The sequence below is a fragment of the Flavobacterium sp. HSC-32F16 genome, assembly GCF_024171645.1.
GTDB lineage: Bacteria > Bacteroidota > Bacteroidia > Flavobacteriales > Flavobacteriaceae > Flavobacterium.
Genome location: NZ_JALKAC010000002.1, coordinates 1,092,400 through 1,112,185, shown reverse-complemented (window position 1 = coordinate 1,112,185; position 19,786 = coordinate 1,092,400). Strand labels below are relative to the sequence as shown.

At 33.7% G+C, this 19,786-nt stretch carries 15 protein-coding genes; 9 read left to right on the top strand and 6 right to left on the bottom strand.

What is annotated here, in order from left to right; genetic code table 11:
• Positions 1-347: 347 nt before the first annotated feature.
• Positions 348-1,598 carry a DUF445 domain-containing protein gene (locus L1276_RS11430; protein WP_253787839.1) on the bottom strand — a complete coding sequence of 417 codons (1,251 nt, stop codon included), beginning with the start codon at positions 1,596-1,598 and terminating at the stop codon, positions 348-350.
• Positions 1,599-1,852: 254 nt separating this feature from the next.
• Here L1276_RS11430 and map point away from each other — a divergent pair, with 254 nt between their 5' ends.
• From map to apaG, 6 genes are all read left to right on the top strand, one after another.
• Entirely contained in the window at positions 1,853-2,671 is an 819-nt protein-coding gene (gene map, locus L1276_RS11425; RefSeq protein ID WP_253787838.1) for a type I methionyl aminopeptidase, read from the top strand.
• A 62-nt stretch (positions 2,672-2,733) separates the two neighbouring features.
• Entirely contained in the window at positions 2,734-3,108 is a 375-nt protein-coding gene (locus L1276_RS11420; protein ID WP_253787836.1) for a GxxExxY protein, read from the top strand.
• A gap of 81 nt (positions 3,109-3,189) precedes the next feature.
• Complete coding sequence (locus tag L1276_RS11415; RefSeq protein WP_253787834.1) at positions 3,190-3,963, top strand: methyltransferase domain-containing protein; 774 nt, start codon at positions 3,190-3,192, stop codon at positions 3,961-3,963.
• Positions 3,964-4,085: 122 nt separating this feature from the next.
• Entirely contained in the window at positions 4,086-6,986 is a 2,901-nt protein-coding gene (locus L1276_RS11410) for a DEAD/DEAH box helicase (RefSeq protein WP_253787832.1), read from the top strand.
• A gap of 77 nt (positions 6,987-7,063) precedes the next feature.
• Positions 7,064-8,323: a DUF5103 domain-containing protein gene (locus tag L1276_RS11405; protein WP_253787830.1), complete on the top strand. Its 1,260-nt coding sequence runs from the start codon at positions 7,064-7,066 to the stop codon at positions 8,321-8,323.
• A gap of 79 nt (positions 8,324-8,402) precedes the next feature.
• Positions 8,403-8,789: a Co2+/Mg2+ efflux protein ApaG gene (gene apaG, locus L1276_RS11400; RefSeq protein WP_012023834.1), complete on the top strand. Its 387-nt coding sequence runs from the start codon at positions 8,403-8,405 to the stop codon at positions 8,787-8,789.
• 1 nt (position 8,790) lies between these two features.
• Here the strand turns inward: apaG and pdeM are convergent, their stop codons facing one another.
• The 4 genes from pdeM to L1276_RS11380 all read right to left on the bottom strand — a co-directional run bounded on the left by pdeM (position 8,791) and on the right by L1276_RS11380 (position 14,835).
• On the bottom strand, positions 8,791-9,423 hold the full coding sequence (gene pdeM, locus L1276_RS11395) for a ligase-associated DNA damage response endonuclease PdeM (RefSeq protein ID WP_253787828.1): 633 nt from the start codon (positions 9,421-9,423) through the stop codon (positions 8,791-8,793).
• Between the two features lie 6 nt (positions 9,424-9,429).
• Entirely contained in the window at positions 9,430-11,889 is a 2,460-nt protein-coding gene (locus L1276_RS11390) for a ligase-associated DNA damage response DEXH box helicase (RefSeq protein ID WP_253787826.1), read from the bottom strand.
• Between the two features lie 153 nt (positions 11,890-12,042).
• The gene (locus tag L1276_RS11385) at positions 12,043-13,644 is read right to left on the bottom strand and encodes an ATP-dependent DNA ligase (protein ID WP_253787824.1); all 1,602 of its coding nucleotides are present in this window, start codon (positions 13,642-13,644) and stop codon (positions 12,043-12,045) included.
• A gap of 141 nt (positions 13,645-13,785) precedes the next feature.
• Positions 13,786-14,835, bottom strand: coding sequence for a ligase-associated DNA damage response exonuclease (locus L1276_RS11380; RefSeq protein ID WP_253787822.1), 1,050 nt, complete (start codon positions 14,833-14,835; stop codon positions 13,786-13,788).
• 191 nt (positions 14,836-15,026) lie between these two features.
• Between L1276_RS11380 and pruA the strand changes: the two genes are divergently transcribed.
• Both pruA and L1276_RS11370 read left to right on the top strand, forming a co-directional pair.
• Complete coding sequence (gene pruA / locus L1276_RS11375) at positions 15,027-16,652, top strand: L-glutamate gamma-semialdehyde dehydrogenase (RefSeq protein ID WP_253787820.1); 1,626 nt, start codon at positions 15,027-15,029, stop codon at positions 16,650-16,652.
• Between the two features lie 459 nt (positions 16,653-17,111).
• Positions 17,112-17,843, top strand: coding sequence for a hypothetical protein (locus tag L1276_RS11370; protein ID WP_253787818.1), 732 nt, complete (start codon positions 17,112-17,114; stop codon positions 17,841-17,843).
• 62 nt (positions 17,844-17,905) lie between these two features.
• Here the strand turns inward: L1276_RS11370 and rsmG are convergent, their stop codons facing one another.
• The gene (rsmG, locus tag L1276_RS11365; RefSeq protein WP_253787816.1) at positions 17,906-18,535 is read right to left on the bottom strand and encodes a 16S rRNA (guanine(527)-N(7))-methyltransferase RsmG; all 630 of its coding nucleotides are present in this window, start codon (positions 18,533-18,535) and stop codon (positions 17,906-17,908) included.
• A gap of 107 nt (positions 18,536-18,642) precedes the next feature.
• Here rsmG and L1276_RS11360 point away from each other — a divergent pair, with 107 nt between their 5' ends.
• Complete coding sequence (locus tag L1276_RS11360; RefSeq protein WP_253787814.1) at positions 18,643-19,740, top strand: acyl-CoA desaturase; 1,098 nt, start codon at positions 18,643-18,645, stop codon at positions 19,738-19,740.
• The last annotated feature ends 46 nt before the right edge of the window (positions 19,741-19,786 follow it).

Genomic DNA, 19,786 nt, shown 5'->3' with positions numbered 1-19,786 from the left:
TGCGTCTCTGCTTCTTTGCGAGAACTATTTTATACCAGAATGTAAAACTTGATTTGTAATTTTTCAAACCATATAAGTGATATAAGTTCATTTAAAATTGAACTTAAAAAATCTCACAAAGACGCTAAGTTGCAATAGATAATAAACTTTGCGTCTCTGCTTCTTTGCGAGAACTATTTTATACCAGAATGTAAAACTTGATTTGTAATTTTTCAAACCATATAAGTGATATAAGTTCATTTAATTGAAGCTCACAAAAGTTTAATTAAACTTATATTACTTATATGGTTTTTCTTTTTGCAAAGAAAACAGCCCGAATTTATATTTACTTATATCATTTGTATGATTTAAAAAACAAAATGATAAAGCTGCTCTACACCATAAATTATAAGTCCGATAATCCCTCCGACTAAAGTTCCGTTAATTCTGATGTATTGAAGATCCTTCCCTATTTCTAATTCCAGTTTTTCAGAAACCTCTTTTCCATCCCAGCTTTTTACTGTTGACGAAATTAAATCTCCAATTACTTTTTTATTATTCAAAAGAACTGAAAGCAAATCATTTTTAATAAAATTATTGATTTTATCAATCATAATTGAATCTTCTTTGATTCCGTTTCCAAAAGTTTGAATTAGATTTGAAATACTTTTTTTAATTGAAGATTCATCACCTTTATCCAAATCATTACTTATAGAAAGTTTTATTTCATCCCAAATGCCGCTGATGTAATCCTGAACTTCTTTTTTTCCTGCAAAACTTAAAATCATATCGTTGATTTTAATTCGCATTTCTTCAGAGTTTTTAACTTTTTCAAGAAAATCATAGACATATTCATCTATTTTAAGCCTGATTTCACTTTCCGGTTTTTTAGCTTCGTTTAAAAAATCCTGCAAACCATTAAAAACGCCTTCCGTAATACTTTTATCAGCAAGACCAAAACTCAAAAAAGGCGTTGAAGCTTTTACTTTTTTCCGAATCAAATCTTTATTATTTGTTAATTCAGAACTTATAACTTCCAGAAGATTGGTAAGCAATTGATCTTTTACATTTCCCTTATGCAAAGGTTCTAAAGCCAGAGCAATCCAATCTCCAAAATTTATGGCTTCGAGTTTTTCCTTGAATTGAACCTGAATAAACCTTTTAATATCCTCGTCTTTTATGGTTTTTAAAATTCCAGGAATAATATTTACTGCAACCACATTGGCAATATTATGGGCATTTTCTTCTTGCGAAAGCCACTCCGAAGCTTTTGTGGCAAAGTTGAATTCATCAAGTTTAATTTCTAGTTTTTCCCTATTCAAAAATTCTTCTGAAACGAAGTTTCCCAGATTTTCTCCAATTTCATTTTTCTTTGTTGAAATAATAGCCGTATGCCAAATCGGAATACCAAGCGGATGACGAAACAAAGCCACAACCGCAAACCAATCGGCAATTCCCCCAACCATTGCCGCTTCGCTAAAAGCCTGCAGCATTGGAATTTTAAAATAGATAGCAATTATAAAAAGAAGCACTGCAAAGCCTAAAAGTGACAAAGCATTTCCTTTCATTCTTCGTAAAGCTTTTACTTTTGATATATCTGGATCTATAGTAGTTTTCATGATTTTACACGTTTTTACTACTAATTTAGGGCTTTTTTATGAGATAATAAACTAAAAACACAGCTCATCACAATGAAAGAATTTACCACTAATTTCACGAATGAGGACAAATTATAATCTTTGAATAATTTTAAGACAAAGTAATTTGGGCTCATTCGTGAAATTCGTGACGAAAAAACCTTATTCGCGACAAAAAAATTTAATCAAAAAATGAGATAAAAATTGTACTTTTGCCAACTGAAAATCTGAAAAATATGATCATCCAAAAAACCAGAGAAGAAATCGAATTAATGCGCGAAAGTGCTTTAATCGTGTCGAAAACATTAGGAATGATTGCTTCTGAAATTAAAGAAGGAGTTACTACATTATATCTAGATAAATTAGCCGAAGAATTCATTCGTGATCACGGTGCAGTTCCTAGTTTCTTAGGATTGTATGGTTTCCCGAATTCACTTTGCATGAGTCCAAACTCTCAGGTTGTACACGGAATTCCGAATAATACACCTTTACAAAGCGGAGATGTAATTTCTGTGGATTGCGGCGCATTCAAAAATGGTTATCACGGAGATCATGCTTATAGTTTCGAAATTGGAGAAGTTGCACCTGAAGTTAAAAAACTTTTACAGGTAACTAAAGAATCTCTTTACGTTGGAATTAGAGAATTTAAAGCCGGAAATCGCGTAGAAGATGTTGGAAATGCGATTCAAAAATATACTGAAGCTCATGGTTACGGTGTAGTTCGTGAATTAGTTGGACACGGTGTTGGTCAAAAAATGCACGAAGAACCTGAAATGCCAAACTATGGAAAACGCGGACGCGGAAAACTTTTTGTTGAAGGAATGGTCGTTGCCATTGAACCTATGATTAATATGGGAACAAGAAACATCAAACAACACAAAGACGGCTGGACAATTACAACGGCAGACGGAAAAGCAAGTGCGCATTTTGAACACGATGTGGCATTAATCGATGGTAAACCAGAATTATTATCTACTTTCCAATACATCTACAAAGCTCTAGGAATCGAAAGCAATGAAGAAGATGAATTCAGAAAAGTGCCGTTAGTTTTATAACACGAATTTGCACGGATTTATGTTGTCGTAAAATTTCACAGAATGAAAAGGCTGAATGAATAATGAGTGAATTATATTTAAGAGATGAATCCTATAAAATTATTGGGATTTGTATGGAAGTCCATAAAATATTAGGAAAAGGACATAGTGAAAAGGTTTATGGAGACGCTTTAGAATATGAGTTTAAACGAAATGAGATCCCTTACAATCGTGAATTAAGATATAATATTACTTACAAAGACATTGTATTACCAAGTTACTATTTTGCAGACTTCGTTATTTTCGATGAAATTATTTTAGAGCTTAAAGCGATTACAACATTAACAACAAGTGAAATCAAGCAGACATTAAATTATTTGGCTGCATCAAAAAATAAATTAGGCCTATTAGTCAATTTTGGAGAAGACAGCCTTAAATACAAAAGAATAATACTTTAACCCAAATCAAAAGTTCGTGAAATTTCACCACAGTATTAATCCGTGTCAATTTGTGAAATTCGTGTTCAAATTTATTTAACCGTGAAGAAACTTTTTAAACTTGTACTTAATACAATCCCGCGTCCTTTATTAATTCGTTTGAGTTATGTGGCGCGTCCTATTTTAGCTTTATCATTAAAAGGAAGTAAATTTACAGATCCTATTGATGGCAGAAGTTTTAGATCTTTTCTTCCTTACGGATACGGAAAACAACGTAACAATGTGCTTTCGCCAAGTACACTTTCGTTAGAAAGACACCGTTTGCTTTGGCTGTATTTAAACGATCAGACTGATTTTTTTACGGCGCCGAAAAAAGTACTTCATTTTGCGCCGGAACAAGCTTTTTATAAAAGATTCCGCAAGCAGAAAAACCTGGATTACACGACAACCGATTTATTTTCGCCTTTGGCAGATGTAAAAGCAGATATCTGCAATTTACCATTTAAAGACAACGAATATGATGTGATTTTATGTAATCACGTTTTAGAACATATTCCGGATGATACAAAAGCAATGCAGGAATTATTCCGCGTTTTAAAACCGGGCGGAATGGCGATTTTACAAATTCCACAAGATTTAAACCGTGAAGTTACTTTCGCAGATGATTCAATTACAGATCAAAAAGAGCGTGCTAAAATATTCGGGCAATACGATCACGTTCGTATTTACGGACGCGACTATTTCGACAAATTAAGAAGCATTGGCTTTATTGTAATTGAAGAAGATTACACCAATAAAATTGCACCAGAATTAGTAGAAAAATACTGTTTAGCAAAAGGTGAAATTATTCCGCTTTGCTTTAAACAGGAAAACTAATTTTTTCATCATATAAGTGATATAAATTCATTTAAAAAGAGTTTTCAAATTATCGATATTTTGAAAACTCTTTATTTTTTTAGCCCAATTCCTAATTTACAAGCCAACCAAATCCCTATACCTTGGAACCTTCAAAATCATATCAATTTTGTTTTGACATCAGTTTTGAAAAAAATCTGAATGCCTATATCCCAACATCCTACATCGTTGAAAATACCAGCGAAATTAAATATCTGGACAAAAAAGCAAGCCCCGGCGTAATGCAAAGCTTCGGGATTATTTTTGACGAGTTAGATTCTAATACAAAAAAAATACTGAATGCCTGTGAATCTTTAAAACCTGAATTTATCTTTAAAAAATTCAGTGTTAAAGTCAAATCCGCAAAAACTATTGCTGATTTGCAAAAGGATTCCAAAATTGAATTTGCAATCCGTCAGCATTTAAAATTTCATTTAAGTTCATTTTTCAGTTTGATAGTGCAAGAGCAATTTCAATTGTGCCTCAACATTGGACCTGAAAAAGATTTTTATCGCTCAAAGGTCGATGTAAAGCCGCTTTATTTTGAACCTCAAATTCAATTTGACAAACACGCTGAAGGTATTACCTATACTCTTTCATTAAAAGAAAACGAAACGGCTTTTTTTCCAATGAACAGTAGTGCAGATATCCTTTTAGATGAACCGGGCTGGTTAATTATCAATAAAAAACTAGGTCAGTTAACAGCCCTTAATGCTAAAAAACTGATGCCTTTTTTAAAGAAAAAATCAATTGAAATTCCATCTAAATTAGTCGATGATTATTTCAAAAGTTTTATTCCTGAGATAGCTAAAAAGATTGACATTGAAGCAGCCGGTTTCGAAATAGAACTTCGCGACAAATTAGTTTCCTGCACGATTCAGCCGGTTTATGATTTCTTTAAAAACTGTTATTACCTCAACCTTTATTTTGATTATAACGGATATTCTTTTGACGTAAGTAAAACCAAAAAAACACATTCGTTTGTAGATTTCAGTATTGCCAATGAACCTAAAATAATTCAGTTTAAACGAAATGATGATGAAAATTTATATGTAGACAAATTGGCCGAAATTGGTTTAGTAAAAATCAAAAACGAACTATTTGGCCTGAATTCTGAAACCGAAAGTTCTGACCCTTATATCAATATTCAATTGATAATTGACAATAAAGAAAAGCTGGAAAGCTTAGGTTTTGATATTCAAAATTTAAAACTGGAAAGCAAAGAAATCATTACAGAAAACCATACTATTTCGGCTTCAAAAGACACAAATGGAGATTGGTTTGACATTAAAATAATTATTACCGTTGGATCATATAAAATCAATTTCAGTGAAATTATTCCTAATATAAAGAGTAAAGAAAGACTATTTCCTCTGCCTGACGGGAATTATTTCCTGATTCCGCTGGAATGGTTCAGTAAATACGGTTCGCTGGCAAAACTGGCAAAAATAGAAAGCGGTACTTTACTTTTGCGCAAAAGTAATTTTACAGCTCTGGACGCCATTCCCGAAATCAAAGATGATGTAACCTATAAAGCTGAATATATCGCTTCTGATTTATTAAAAGCAACTTTAAGACCATATCAAATTGATGGTGTGAAATGGCTTTTAGGACATTTTAATTCCAATTTGGGCGCTTGTCTGGCCGATGACATGGGACTTGGAAAAACATTGCAGACATTAGCCGTTTTGGTTGCCGTTCAGGAACAATTGGGATTCACTAAAAAAACGACCAATTTTGATTTGTTTGCAAATGAAACCACAATCGAAAGAGAACCTCTTAAAGCTTTGATTGTTCTGCCTTCGTCATTGGTTTTTAACTGGTTTAACGAAAGTGGAAAATTCACACCGCATTTTTCGAGAATGCAATATGTGGGCAATGACAGAAAACAATTAGCGAGCAGATTAGCCACAACTGATTTGATTTTTACGAGTTACAGCATTATTCATCGCGACATTTCAATTTTAGAAAAATATGATTTCCGCTATTTGATTTTGGACGAAAGTCAATACATCAAAAATAAAAATTCTAAGATTTTTAAAGCCATTAATAAAATAAGTACGGGACACAAAATTGCGCTGAGCGGTACGCCAATCGAAAATTCGCTTGACGATTTATGGTCGCAGATGCAGTTTATAAATCCGGATATTTTGGGAACTTATAATTTTTTCGTTGATAATTTTAAAAACCCAATTGAGAAAAAACAGAATGAAGATGTTTTATCTGAATTGAAAAATCTCGTTCAGCCTTATATTTTAAGAAGAACTAAAGAGCAGGTTTTAAAAGATTTACCCGAATTATCAGAGCAGATTTACTATTGCGATATGGATCCTGAACAGGAAAAATTATACGAAAAAGAAAAATCAAAAGCGCGAAACTTTTTATTGAAAACCGATGGTTCTGGTCCGGATAAAATCAGTATTATTAATACGCTGATGAAATTAAGACAATTGAGCAACCACCCAAAAATGGTCGATCAGGAATCTGAAATCGATTCAGGGAAATATACTGCCGTTACCAATTACTTAGAAAACTTGGTAAAAGCAAAACAGAAAGTAATCATTTTCAGTTCGTTTGTTACCAATTTGAATTTTTATACAGATTGGTGCAAAGAAAATAAAATATCCTTTTGTGAAATTACCGGTGAAACTCCAGCCGGCAAAAGAGAACAGCAGGTAAAATTGTTTCAGGAAAAAGAAGAACCATTATTATTTTTTATTTCGCTCAAAGCAGGAGGAGTTGGTTTGAATATTACAAAGGCTTCTTATGTTTTATTTTTAGACCCGTGGTGGAATCCTTTTGCAGAAAAACAAGGAGTTGGAAGGGCACACCGAATTGGGCAGTTAAATAAAGTAAACGTTGTTCGTTTTATTTCGAAAAACACAGTTGAAGAAAAAATTATCAAACTGCAGGAAAATAAAAAACTTTTATCTGATTCTCTTTTAGAAGAAAGCTATATCAATGACGAGATCGAAGCTAATTTAGAATACATTTTGAATTCTTAATAAATTGTCAATGTAACAACTGGCATCTTAATACGTTTAATAAAATTCTTATATTTACAATCTTACAACGTAATAAGATGCCAAAATTTTTATATCAAAGCCTAATTGCGCTTTTTATTTTTACTTCGGCGAAAGCCCAGGAAATACAAACTGAAGTAGTTCCTCCTTACAATATCAAAACTGTAACTTTTGTTCAAAATGGCAATAATGTTGTTCCGATCTTTGAACTGAATTCTACGTTTGAATTTCAATTTGATGATTTGTTTGGAAATGAAGCCAATTATTATTTTGAAATCACGCATTGCGATTACAATTGGAAACCAAGCGATATTCCGAAAACAGATTATTTGAGAGGTTTTGACGGCCAGCGAATTACAGATTATTCTAATTCTTTTAATACACTTCAGGTTTATTCACATTACCGTCTTCCGTTTCCAAATCAATTTACAACGCAGATCAGGTTATCCGGAAATTATATTCTGAAGATTTTAAATGAAGATAAAGAAGTCGTTTTATCCCGAAAATTTATTGTGTATGAAGAACATTGTACGGTTGCTGCGCAGGTAAAAAGAAGCCGAAACCTCAGCAATATTGAATACAAACAGAATCTGGATTTTACCATCGCTTCAAATGATATTACTTTTCAGACGCCAACGCAGAATGTAAAATTAGTTTTACTGCAAAACGGAAATTTTAATACTGCTATTAAAAACATTGCACCGCAATACACAATTGGAAACCAGCTTGTTTATAAATACGATGCAGAAACGCAATTTTGGGGTGGTAATGAATTTTTATATTTTGAAAATAAAGATATTCGCGCAGCAAATAATAATGTTGGAAAAATTGGTTCTAACAATGATATTTATAATGCTTATTTGTACACAAATGCAGCAAGAGGAAATCAGATTTACACCAATTATCAGGATGTAAACGGAAATTTTGTTGTGAAGAATATAAATGGCTCAGACAACAGTATAGAAGCTGATTATGCATGGGTTTATTTTACACTTTCGGCACCGGCTTTCAGACTTAACAAAGACATTTATATTACCGGAATGTTCAATAATTACAGCCTTTCGCCAGAGTATAAAATGGATTATAATACAGATAAAGCAGTGTTTGAAAAAGCAGTAATGATTAAGCAGGGTTTCACTAACTTTCAATATACAGTGGCCGATAAAAAAGGAAATATTGATTTTGAAAATGCTATTGACGGCAATTTTTATCAAACAGAAAATGAGTACACTATATTAGTTTATTACAGAGAAAGTACAGATCGTTATCAAAGAGTTATAGGAAAAGGCAATGCAAACTCAATAAACATCGTTAATTAAAACATTGTTAAGGTTTTAGGATTCATAGTTTTTTTTCGTAGCTTTGTACCTATAACGCACACAGATTTACTAGGTTAGTATGGTTTCCCAAATTACACGAGGCATAAAAATATCGGTTTTAACTAGTTTTGAAGGAACTTACTTCAAGAACTATAAGATTCACTTTGCTTTTAGTTATGTGGTTACAATAGAAAATCACAGTAAAGATTCTGTTCAGTTAACTTCTCGCCACTGGGAAATTTTCGATTCTCTAAATGATTTGGATATTGTTGACGGTGAAGGCGTTATAGGAAAAAAACCAGTTTTAAAGCCAGGCGAAAATCATACTTACAGCTCTGGTTGTTTACTATCATCTCCTTATGGTGCTATGAAAGGTCATTTTAATATGATCAATTTCACTACAACCAAAACATTCAAAGTAATTGTACCTACTTTTAGAATGTGTGCACCATTTGCTTTAAATTAATTTAACGTTTTATTTCTATTACTTCTTCTTTTGTAATGGCATATACCTGGTCGTTTTCTTCGGGAATCAAGTAAAAATTACCCGTAAATTCTCCAAAAGAAGGAAAAATCATCTGATGTGTTTTTCTAAAAAAACAGGACAAACTCAAAAATTGCCTGCCTAATCCTTTTAGTTTTATTCCGGGATGAATGTGTCCGCAAAAATTAAAAAAGTTTTCTCGTGTTGTGGGATGATGCGTCAGGAGAAAATCATCGATTATTAATTCTTCATAAATTTCAATATTTAAATCAGTGTAGTTTTTTTTTGAGATAATATCGTGATTGCCTTCAATCAAAATAATCTGCTGAGAAACCGTTTTAGTCCAATCTGCAAAAAAGTTCCATTCGTTATTGATTTTACTATGGAATAAATCGCCAAGAAAAATAATAGTTTCAGCATCGAATAAGCTCAAAACTTCATTTAATCTAGCAAAGTTTTCCAAAACAGCTTTTTCAGGAATTGCCATTCCATGTTTTCTAAAATGCGCAATTTTCCCCAAATGCAAATCAGAAATAAAGAGTATTTTCTTTTCTTCCCAAAAAGCGGCGCCGGATTGATGTAATGTAAAATTTTGATTGTTGATATTGATTTTCATGCTCTTTTATTTCATATAACTTGCCGTCATTTTTTTTATTCTTTCCTGAAGCGTTTCGCTAGATATTTTTTCCCGTAAACGATCTGTAATTATCGGGAAACTAAACGGCGTTGGTTTCTTGCACTGTTTCCAGACAATATTCTGACTATTTATTCTTTCCATTGCCTGAATCAAACGTCCTTCTTCTAATTGATGTTCAAAGGTTTCGATAAAAGCCTGCTGTAATAATAAATTATCGGGTTCATAATCTCGAAAAACTTCAAAAAGCAATTGAGAACCGCTTTGTAAATGTTTTGTTTTAACTGGTTTTCCGGGCATTCCTGTAAAAACCAAACCTGCGATTACGGCAATATCCCGAAATTTTCGTCGTGCCATTTCGGTTGAATTTAAACTTTTCTGCAAATCATGATGTACATATTCTGTCGAAAATAAATTATTATCAAAAACAGACTGCATGTCTATTTCCTGATCAGAAAGTAATTCAAATCCGTAATCGTTGTATGCCAGTGAAAATGTAATTGGTGACAATAAACTGATTCTATAGGAAATTAAACTTGCCATTGCTTCATGAACATATCGGCCTTCAAAAGGATAAAAAATCGCATGAAAACCTTCTCTAGTTTTAAAGGTTTCAATTAAAAATTCTTCATTATTGGGTACAATACTTTCTTTTCTTTGTCTGTCAAAAATAGGTTTTAAGGCTTTTAATTCGGGAGATAAATGTTCCGTATTTGCGGCGTATAATTCTTCCCGAAGCAATTCACTCATTTGTGCCGATAATGTCATTCTACCTCCCATCCAGCTTACCACTCGTGCCGTTTTTTTAGGATCGGCTTTTCGAACTAAAACCTGCATGTTTTTAATTTGAAACAATTCGAGCCGCCTTCCGGCAAAAGTAAAAACATCGCCTCGCTGTAATTTTGAAGCAAACCATTCCTCTACCGTTCCTATAAATCCTCCACCTAAAAATTTCACGTTTAAAACTGCATCGCCCACAATAGTTCCCATTTGCATTCTGTGATGCATGGCAATAAAACGGCTGTTGATTTTAAAGCGTCCGTCTTCTTCGATTTCTACTTTTTTAAATTCATCATAGGCTTGTAAACTCTGGCTTCCGTTGGTAATGAAATTTAAAATCCAGTTCCAGTTTTCTTTGGTTATATCGTGATAACAGAATGTTGTTTTGACTTCTTCATAAATTTCATCCGGAAAAAATCCGTCAGAAACGGCGAGTGTATTTAAATATTGTACCAAAACATCCCAGCTGTTTAAATACGGCATTCGGTCTTCGACAACGGTTTTAGCAACGGCTTTTTTTAATGCCGAAGCTTCAATTAATTCCATTGCATGTGTAGCCAGAAAATAAATCACACTCTCTTTTCCCGGCTGGTGTCCGCTTCTTCCCGCTCTCTGCAGAAATCTGGCAACACCTTTTGGTCCGCCAACTTGGATAATCGTTTCAACTGGCGCAAAATCAACACCAAGATCTAAACTCGAAGTACAAACCACCACTTTTAATTCTTCGTTTCTAATCGCGTCTTCCACCCACAAACGGGTTTCTCTGCTGATACTTCCGTGATGCATCGCCATTTCTCCGGCAAACTCCGGATATCTTTCTAAAATAGCCTGAAACCAAATTTCGCAAGCCGAGCGTACATTCGTAAAAATTAAAGTCGTTTTACTTCTTCGGATGATTTTGGCAACCTCATCAATTAAATGCAAACCCATGTGTCCGCGCCACGGATACGTTTCCATTTTCTCTGGCAGAATCGATTCGATCTTGATTTTTTTATTGATATGTGCTTTAATTAAAATGGAGTTTTTATATGCTTCCGTATCATGACCTAACAAAACTTCTTGTGCTAATTCGAGATTTCCAATCGTGGCAGAAATTCCCCAGATTCGCATTTTGGGCGCAATTGTTTTTAATCTCGAAAGCGCCAATTCCATTTGCACGCCGCGTTTGGTGCCCATTAATTCGTGCCATTCGTCAACTACAATGGCACCGCAATTGGCAAATGTTTTTTCGTATTGTTTTGATGCTAACAAAAGCTGTAAACTTTCGGGTGTTGTGATTAAAAGATCGGGCATTTTGTTTTTCTGCTTCGCTCTTTCGCTCTGTGAAGTATCTCCGGAACGAATTCCAACGGTTAACGGCAAATCTAAATCTGTAATAATTCGTTCTGCTGCTTGTTTTATTTCTACAGAAAGTGCTCGTAAAGGCGTGATCCAGATTGCTTTTAATCCTGACTTGTGTTTTGTTTTGTAATCGGGATTTTTTTTGATGTAATCGAGAACTACAGGAAACCATAAGGCATAGGTTTTCCCGCTTCCGGTTGGAGCGTTTAATAAACCGTTTTTTCCCTGCAGAAAAGCAGTCCAGGTTTGCGTCTGGAATGGAAAAGATTTCCATCCCTGACTTTTAAACCAGTTTTCGGCTAATACATATAATTCGTCCCTATTCATTATTATGTTTTTGAATTATGCCACAGATTTTACAGATTAAAGTGATTTTTTTCGCCACGAATTACACAAATTTTCACAAATCGTTGTGTAAAATTAATTCGTGAAAATTCGTGTAATTCGTGGCTTAAACTGTATCATAATTATTTCAATATATTACGAAATCATATTTTTTAAATCTTCAATAGAATTGGCTTCTTCTATTTTTTTGTCTTGTCGCCATCTTAAAATTCTTGGAAATCTTGTTGCGATTCCGCTTTTATGTCTTTTCGAAAGAGAAATTCCTTCGAAACCAATTTCAAAAACTAATTTTGGCGTAACACTTCGAACTGGGCCAAATCGTTCTAAAGTATTCTTCTTTATAAAATCATCTACTTTTCTAAATTCGGCATCAGTTAAACCGGAATACGCTTTCGCGAAAGTGACTAATTCTTTTTCTCCTTTTTCATTATTCTGCCAAAGCGCAAAAGTATAATCGGTAAATAAATTAGACCTTCTTCCGTGTCCGCGCATTGCGTAAGTCAAAACGGCATCAATTACTAGAGGTTCAATTTTCCATTTCCACCAATCGCCTTTTTTTCTTCCAACTTGGTACGGAGAATTGTTGCGTTTTATCATCAAACCTTCGCTTTTCATTTCGCGGGCGCGTTCTCTTTCCTTCGTTACATCTTCCCAGGAAGTTAAAGCAACCCGTTTTGAAAGCTGAAAAGAAGTTGTATAATCTTTTATTTCTTCATATAAATCTTCCAGTAATTTTCTTCTATCGATATATGGTAAATTTCGAATATCTTTTCCTTCCCATTCTAAAATATCATACGCTTTTAGAATTACAGGCACTTTTTCCAGCAAATTTGCCGATATAGTTTTACGCCCAATTCGGGCTTGCAGATCATTAAAAGTTCCGATTTCTTTTTCGGGAAAAGCCAAGATTTCGGCATCAATTACAGTTCCGTTTGGTATAAGTCCAACAAAAGATTTAAACTCTGGATATTTATCGGTAACCAGCTCCTCGCCTCTTGACCAAACGTAAATTTCATCATCGCGAATGATGGTTTGCGAACGAATTCCGTCCCATTTATGTTCGATTGACCAATCTTCGGGATTTCCTAAATCTTCGACTTCACCTTCAATTGGATATGCGAGATAAAAAGGATATGGTTTTGATAAATAATCGGAACTTTTTTCATCGAGAATCAATTCCTGAAATGTAATTGTATTGGGATTCCAATTTCCCATTAATTTATACGCCAAGGCATCTTCATCCACATCTTCTGCTTTTGATAAAGCTCTTGTCATTAATTTTTGGCTTACGCCGATTCTAAAACTTCCGGTAATCAATTTGGTAAAAACGAAACGTTCGTAATAATTTAAGGCAACCCAGTTTTCATGTAGATATTCTTTTTTTTCTGAATCGGTTTTCTTTTTTAAAGCGATAATTTCCTGTAGAAATTCGGTTAAACTTTTATCGGAATGTTCTTTTGTTGTCGGAATTATCAAAGCAATCGTTTCGGCCAAATCTCCTACAATATGATAACTTTCTTCAAAAAGCCATAACGGAATATTCGCCAGTTCATTTGCCCAAAGACGAAGCAAAGTAGTATTAACCGGTCGCGCCGGACGACGATGTGAAAGAATCGCAATAGTCCATACTTTATCTTCCGGCGATGCATTTTTAAAATACGTCGTCAGGGCATCGACTTTTACGTTCGTTTTGTTAGAACTGTCAAGCGTTTTTATAAGTTGGGCAAAATTTTTCATTTACATCATACTATTTTTAAAGTCATTGCGTATAGTTTTTAAACACATAGAAACATAGGTTTAATTCTAAAAAAGAGCTTAGAAAAATCTAGATTTTACGCACAAAGAAAAACTATGTTTCTATGTGTTATTTTTTTATTATTAATTTTCAGAAATAATCGAAGTTTCATTTTGATCTACTTCTTTTTCATCTTTTTCCATTTCAGCAGTTTCTCCTTCATATTGTGTTTTTTCTGTTCTGGCATCGTACCCTAATTCTCTTAAATATTTGGCAAAAATATCAGTATAACCGTGCGTACATATTACGCGTTCTGCGCCCGTTGCTTTGACGCTTTCCAATAAAGAATGCCAGTCGCAATGATCGCTTAACACAAAGCCTTTGTCAATCGCGCGTCTTCGTCTTGCGCCTCTAAACGCCATCCATCCGCTTGCTGAACCCGTTACAAAAGGCGTCATTTTTCTAATCCATGTACTACCGTGCGCGCTTGGTGGAGCGAGAACAATATTTCCTAATAAGGCTTCTCTTTTGGTTTCTCTGGTAATTAATTCGGTTGGAGGAAAATAAACCATTGGGCGTAAAACATTTGTCATGTTTTCGATGGCGCCGTGCGTGTATATTTTTCCAATATCAGTATCTAAGTATTTTAAAAGTCTTTGTGCTTTTCCTAAAGAATATCCAAAGAGAATTGACGTTCTGCCTTCGGCTTTATTTTCTGCCCACCAATTATTGATTTCTGTAATAACTTCGGCTTGAGGCGTCCAATTGAAAGCTGGAAGTCCGAAAGTACATTCGGTTATAAAAGTGTCGCATTTTACGACTTCGTACGGCGTAGAAATTCCGTCGTCTTCCGTTTTATAATCTCCCGTAAAAACCCAGACTTCGCCTTTATGTTCTACTCTTATTTGAGAACTCCCAATAATATGTCCGGCAGGATGAAGGGAAAATTTTACATTATTGATTACAAAGGTTTCTCCCCATTCTTTTCCGGTTACATTTATTTCTCCCAAACGATGTCGGATTATGGGAATATTGGTGTGATGCGTAATATAATTTTGATGCCCCCAGCGCGAATGATCGGCATGCCCGTGTGTGATTATGGCGTTTTTTACAGGACGCCACGGATCAAGATATACATCTGCCTGCTGGCAGTAAATACCTTTGTCATTAAAAGCTAAAAGGGGGATTTTCATAGTAATACATTTAAAACTTCTTTTCAGAAGTATCTCAAATTTAAACGTTTATAAGAAGTTATGATTTACAACTTCAGCTGATTAGTTTATTAAATTACAACTTTTTAGTATTGTATTGTGATTTAATCAAATTATCATTTGTACTTTTGTAGAAAATTAAACAATTCGTAAATTTTAAAACAATTTATCCCATGTTAAAAGGATTCTTTCATGTACCAAAAGCGGTAAACGAGCCTGTAAAAGCTTATGCACCGAACTCACCAGAAAAAGCAGCTGTGCAAGCAGCGTACACAACATTGTGGAATTCTCAAATTGACGTTCCTTTGTATATTGGAAGCGAAGAAATCAAAACTGGAAACACAAGAAATATCACAGCTCCTCATGATCACAAACACGTAGTTGGAAAGTATCATTTAGCTGAAAAACAACATATTGAAAAAGCGATTGCCAATGCTCTTGAAGCAAGAAAAGCATGGGCAAATATGGCATGGGAACAACGTGCTGCTATTTTTTTAAAAGCTGCTGAATTAATCGCTGGTCCTTACAGAGCACGTATTAATGCTGCAACTATGATTGGTCAATCTAAAAATATTCATCAGGCAGAAATTGATGCTTCTTGTGAATTAATTGACTTTTTACGTTACAATGTTGAGTTTATGACTCAAATCTACAACGATCAGCCAAAATCAGATTCTACTGTTTGGAACCGTGTAGAATACAGACCTCTTGAAGGTTTTGTTTATGCTATTACTCCTTTCAACTTTACTGCTATTGCTGCAAACCTTCCTGCAAGTGCTGCCATGATGGGTAATGTTGTGATTTGGAAACCAAGTGACAGCCAAGTTTTCTCTGCAAAAATCATTATTGATGTTTTCAAAGAAGCTGGAGTTCCTGACGGAGTGATCAATGTAGTTTTTGGTGATGCTTTAATGATTACAGATACTGTTTTAGCAAGCCGTGATTTTGCTGGTGTACACTTTACAGGTTCAACTCATGTATTTAAAGATATCTGGGCAAAAATTGGAGCGAACATTCATAATTATAAAACATACCCAAGAATTGTTGGTGAAACTGGAGGTAAAGATTTTATCATTGCACACCCAAGCGCAAATGTGAAACAAGTTACTACAGGTATTACTCGTGGTGCTTTTGAATTTCAAGGTCAAAAATGTTCTGCAGCTTCAAGAGCTTATATTCCGCAAAGTTTATGGCCAGCTGTAAAAGAACAATTGATTGCTGATGTAAAATCCATGAAAATGGGTTCTCCAGAAGATTTTGGAAACTTTATTACAGCTGTTATTCACGAAGGTTCTTTTGATAAATTAGCTAGTTATATTGACCAGGCTAAAAAAGATGCTGACGCTGAAATTATTGTTGGTGGAAATTACGATAAATCTGTAGGTTACTTTATTGAGCCAACGGTTATTGTAACTACAAACCCAAAATATACTACAATGGAAACCGAATTATTCGGACCAGTAATCACAATTTATGTTTACGAAGATGCTAAATGGGAAGAAACATTAGAATTAGTTGATACTACTTCTGAATATGCTTTAACCGGAGCTGTTTTCAGCCAGGATCGTTATGCTATTGAAGTAGCTGCTACGAAATTGCAAAATGCTGCTGGTAACTTCTACATTAACGACAAACCAACCGGAGCAGTTGTTGGAATGCAGCCATTTGGCGGTGCAAGAGCTTCTGGAACTAACGATAAAGCAGGTTCTGCATTGAACTTATTACGTTGGGCTTCTCCAAGAACAATTAAAGAAACTTTTGTAACTCCGGAAGATTACAGATATCCTTTCTTAGGTTAATCTCATTTTAGAGTTTAAATTATAAAAAAACCGGAAATTTCAATTGAGATTTCCGGTTTTGTTTTTTATGATTTATGGATTAATAAAAAAGTTTTCTTTTTAAACAGAATTACTCTTCTTCCTATTTTAAATTGTTTTAAAAAAAATAATTCATAAAAGTATTCTATTCATATTAAGCACTTTAAAACCAGACAGACTATCAGATTCAAAAAAAGATTTACGAAACATAATTTTCTTAAAAATTAATTGAATTTAAATTTAAAAAAATAAGTATTTGGTATTTAAAACCTGCAAATAATTATATTGTAATATTTTTCCTATTATATTAATTTTCAATACAATGCGTTTCAAAAAAAGCTTATTTTGATACTTTTAAAACTTCTACCTCCACAAAAAGAAAAAGCATCCCTCTAAATTTGTCTCATAAAAAATCAAAAAAACAAACAAATATTTAGAGTTATGAGAAATTTAAATAACGTTCCGAAAATAATTTCAGAATCAAAAAGTATTGGTCACGCTATTAATTTTAAATGGACAAAAAAGAAAATTGATCATCTTTTAGATCCTTTAGAAGGGAATGATGAATTAGAAAAAATTTTAATTCAAATTAATCATAAGGCTTCAATTGGATTATCGGCTGCACTTTTAGAATGGGTATATTGGAGATTTACAGGTTACACTCAAACCATTAACGATACTCAAAAACGCATCGAAGCGCTTTGGTGCTCTGTAAACAATCGCGAACAGACTAATCCATTACTATTCGATACAAATCTTGACATATCGGCCTCCGGTTCAGTAAATGGTGCATTATGGATTGCACTAATGAATGTAAGAATGATTGATGTATTATATAGAAAAGGTTCTTACTTTTTACAACACGAACTTGTTGGGTTAGTATTATTAGCACGTCACATAACTCCAAAAAAGAAAAATTTTGACGAATGGTTCAATCAAATTATAACAGAACTGGTGCGTTTATATCCATGCCCTTATAAAAATGAAGATTTAGACGAGATGGCTGAAGCGGTTTATGATTCATCAACCGAACCTGTGATCTGCCGTGAGTTTTTCTTTGATTCAGAATTCAAATATAGTCTTGAAGCATCTGAAAATGCAATTCATAATTTCATAGATAATTTAGACCTAAAATCAAATCCTTTCTTAGATTTTTCCAGGAAGGCCTCTTAAACTTTAATAGCTTTTTTTCAAAAAATAACCCGGTCAGGTTAAACTCTGCCGGGTTATTTGATTTAAGGTTTAAACTTTAAAGGAAGATGAACCACTTTTTTAGTTTCAAAAAATTCATCGTCAAATATTGTGGTTAAATCATATAATGTTGCATTTGGAAAATCCTTTAATTCATCGGCTAAATCACCGCCTTTTAAATAAAGAATTCCATTTTTTAAAGTGTGCTTATGCTGTTTTTTAATTTTATCATGAATCCACGAAACAAAATCTGGCATGTTGGTTACGGCACGACTTACGATAAAATCAAAATCACCTTTAACCAATTCGGCACGTTTTTGTTCTGCTTTTACGTTCTTTAATTCTAATGCATCTACAACACCCTGCACTACTTTTATTTTTTTTGCAATAACATCAATTAAATAAAAACGGGTTTCAGGAAAAAGGATCGCTAACGGAATGCCGGGAAAACCGCCTCCCGTTCCAACATCCAGAACAGTTGCTCCGGGCTCAAATTTCATGATTTTAGCAATCCCTAAAGAATGTAAAATGTGTTTTGTATATAATGAATCAATGTCTTTACGTGAAATTACATTGATTTTTTCATTCCAATCGTGGTATAAAAAGTCTAATTTTTGAAATTGTTCGATTTGAAGATCGGTCAAATTGGGAAAATATTTCAATATCTCATCCATTGCAGTAAATTTTTAACAAAAGTACTACTTTACGATTGAAATATTTAACTCAATTTTGCAAATTGAGAATTTATAATAATTACCTTTGAAAACTATTTAAAACAATTATGAATAACACTGCTCCAACTTTTGCAAGGCAAGACAATCTGAAGTTTTTCAGAACACTTAACTCTCGGGTTAACAATTATTTCAAGGAGAACAACATCCAGAAAACTGGAAACTGGAAGCTGCACTTAAAAGCTGTTATTCTATTTGCTGTTTTTCTAACTCCTTATTTTTTAATTCTTACTCTTAACATGCCTTTTTGGTTAATGTTATTACTATCAATTGTGATGGGAGTGGGAATGGCCGGCGTTGGTATGAATGTGATGCATGACGGAAATCATGGTTCTTATTCAAATAAAAGCTGGATCAATAAATTCATGGGCGGAACAATTTATGTTTTGGCCGGAAATGTTTACAACTGGCAGGTACAGCACAATGTACTTCATCATACTTATACTAATATTCCCGGACATGACGAGGATTTAGATGCAGGAAGAATTATTCGGTTTACAGAACATGCAGAATGGCATCGTTTTCACCGCTTTCAACATTATTACTCTGTTTTCTTATACGGATTATTAACTTTCAATTGGGCATTAACTACTGATTTTAAGCAAATGCGTAATTATCTTAAAAGAAAACTTTCTTATGGTGAGCCAAAAAGTTCTAAAATTTTATGGACAACCCTTATTATCACTAAAATGATTTATGTGTCAATTTGGATTGTTTTACCAATTGTAATTGGAATTTCCTGGTGGAAAGTTCTTCTGGGCTTTTTCTTAATGCATTACACAGCAGGTTTAATCTTAAGCATTGTATTTCAGCTGGCGCATGTTGTAGATCATACGACTAATCCTTCTCCAAACGAATTAGGAGAAATGGAAAATACCTGGGCTATTCACCAATTGTATACTACAACCAATTTTGCTCCTAAAAATGCAATCGTAAACTGGTATACAGGCGGATTAAACCATCAAATTGAACATCATATTTTTCCAAATATCAGTCACATTCATTACGGTAAAATTGCAAAAATCGTGAAGGAAACTGCAAAAGAATGCAACTTACCATATTATGAATACAAAACAATGCGAAGTGCTATTATTGCCCACTTCAAGCATTTACGCGAATTGGGAATAAAACCTGAATTATCTGTTTAAACTAAAAAAATCTATTAATAATAACCTTCCTTAATTAAAAGCTGCG

Bases quoted from the DNA above. Each gene is read 5' to 3' on its own strand.
- L1276_RS11405 (WP_253787830.1), top strand. From the start codon at position 7,064: ATGCCAAAATTTTTATATCAAAGCCTAATTGCGCTTTTTATTTTTACT.
- L1276_RS11390 (WP_253787826.1), bottom strand. From the start codon at position 11,889: ATGAATAGGGACGAATTATATGTATTAGCCGAAAACTGGTTTAAAAGT.
- L1276_RS11360 (WP_253787814.1), top strand. From the start codon at position 18,643: ATGAATAACACTGCTCCAACTTTTGCAAGGCAAGACAATCTGAAGTTT.
- apaG (WP_012023834.1), top strand. From the start codon at position 8,403: ATGGTTTCCCAAATTACACGAGGCATAAAAATATCGGTTTTAACTAGT.
- L1276_RS11420 (WP_253787836.1), top strand. From the start codon at position 2,734: ATGAGTGAATTATATTTAAGAGATGAATCCTATAAAATTATTGGGATT.
- pruA (WP_253787820.1), top strand. From the start codon at position 15,027: ATGTTAAAAGGATTCTTTCATGTACCAAAAGCGGTAAACGAGCCTGTA.
- L1276_RS11385 (WP_253787824.1), bottom strand. From the start codon at position 13,644: ATGAAAAATTTTGCCCAACTTATAAAAACGCTTGACAGTTCTAACAAA.
- rsmG (WP_253787816.1), bottom strand. From the start codon at position 18,535: ATGGATGAGATATTGAAATATTTTCCCAATTTGACCGATCTTCAAATC.
- L1276_RS11380 (WP_253787822.1), bottom strand. From the start codon at position 14,835: ATGAAAATCCCCCTTTTAGCTTTTAATGACAAAGGTATTTACTGCCAG.
- map (WP_253787838.1), top strand. From the start codon at position 1,853: ATGATCATCCAAAAAACCAGAGAAGAAATCGAATTAATGCGCGAAAGT.
- L1276_RS11430 (WP_253787839.1), bottom strand. From the start codon at position 1,598: ATGAAAACTACTATAGATCCAGATATATCAAAAGTAAAAGCTTTACGA.
- L1276_RS11370 (WP_253787818.1), top strand. From the start codon at position 17,112: ATGAGAAATTTAAATAACGTTCCGAAAATAATTTCAGAATCAAAAAGT.
- pdeM (WP_253787828.1), bottom strand. From the start codon at position 9,423: ATGAAAATCAATATCAACAATCAAAATTTTACATTACATCAATCCGGC.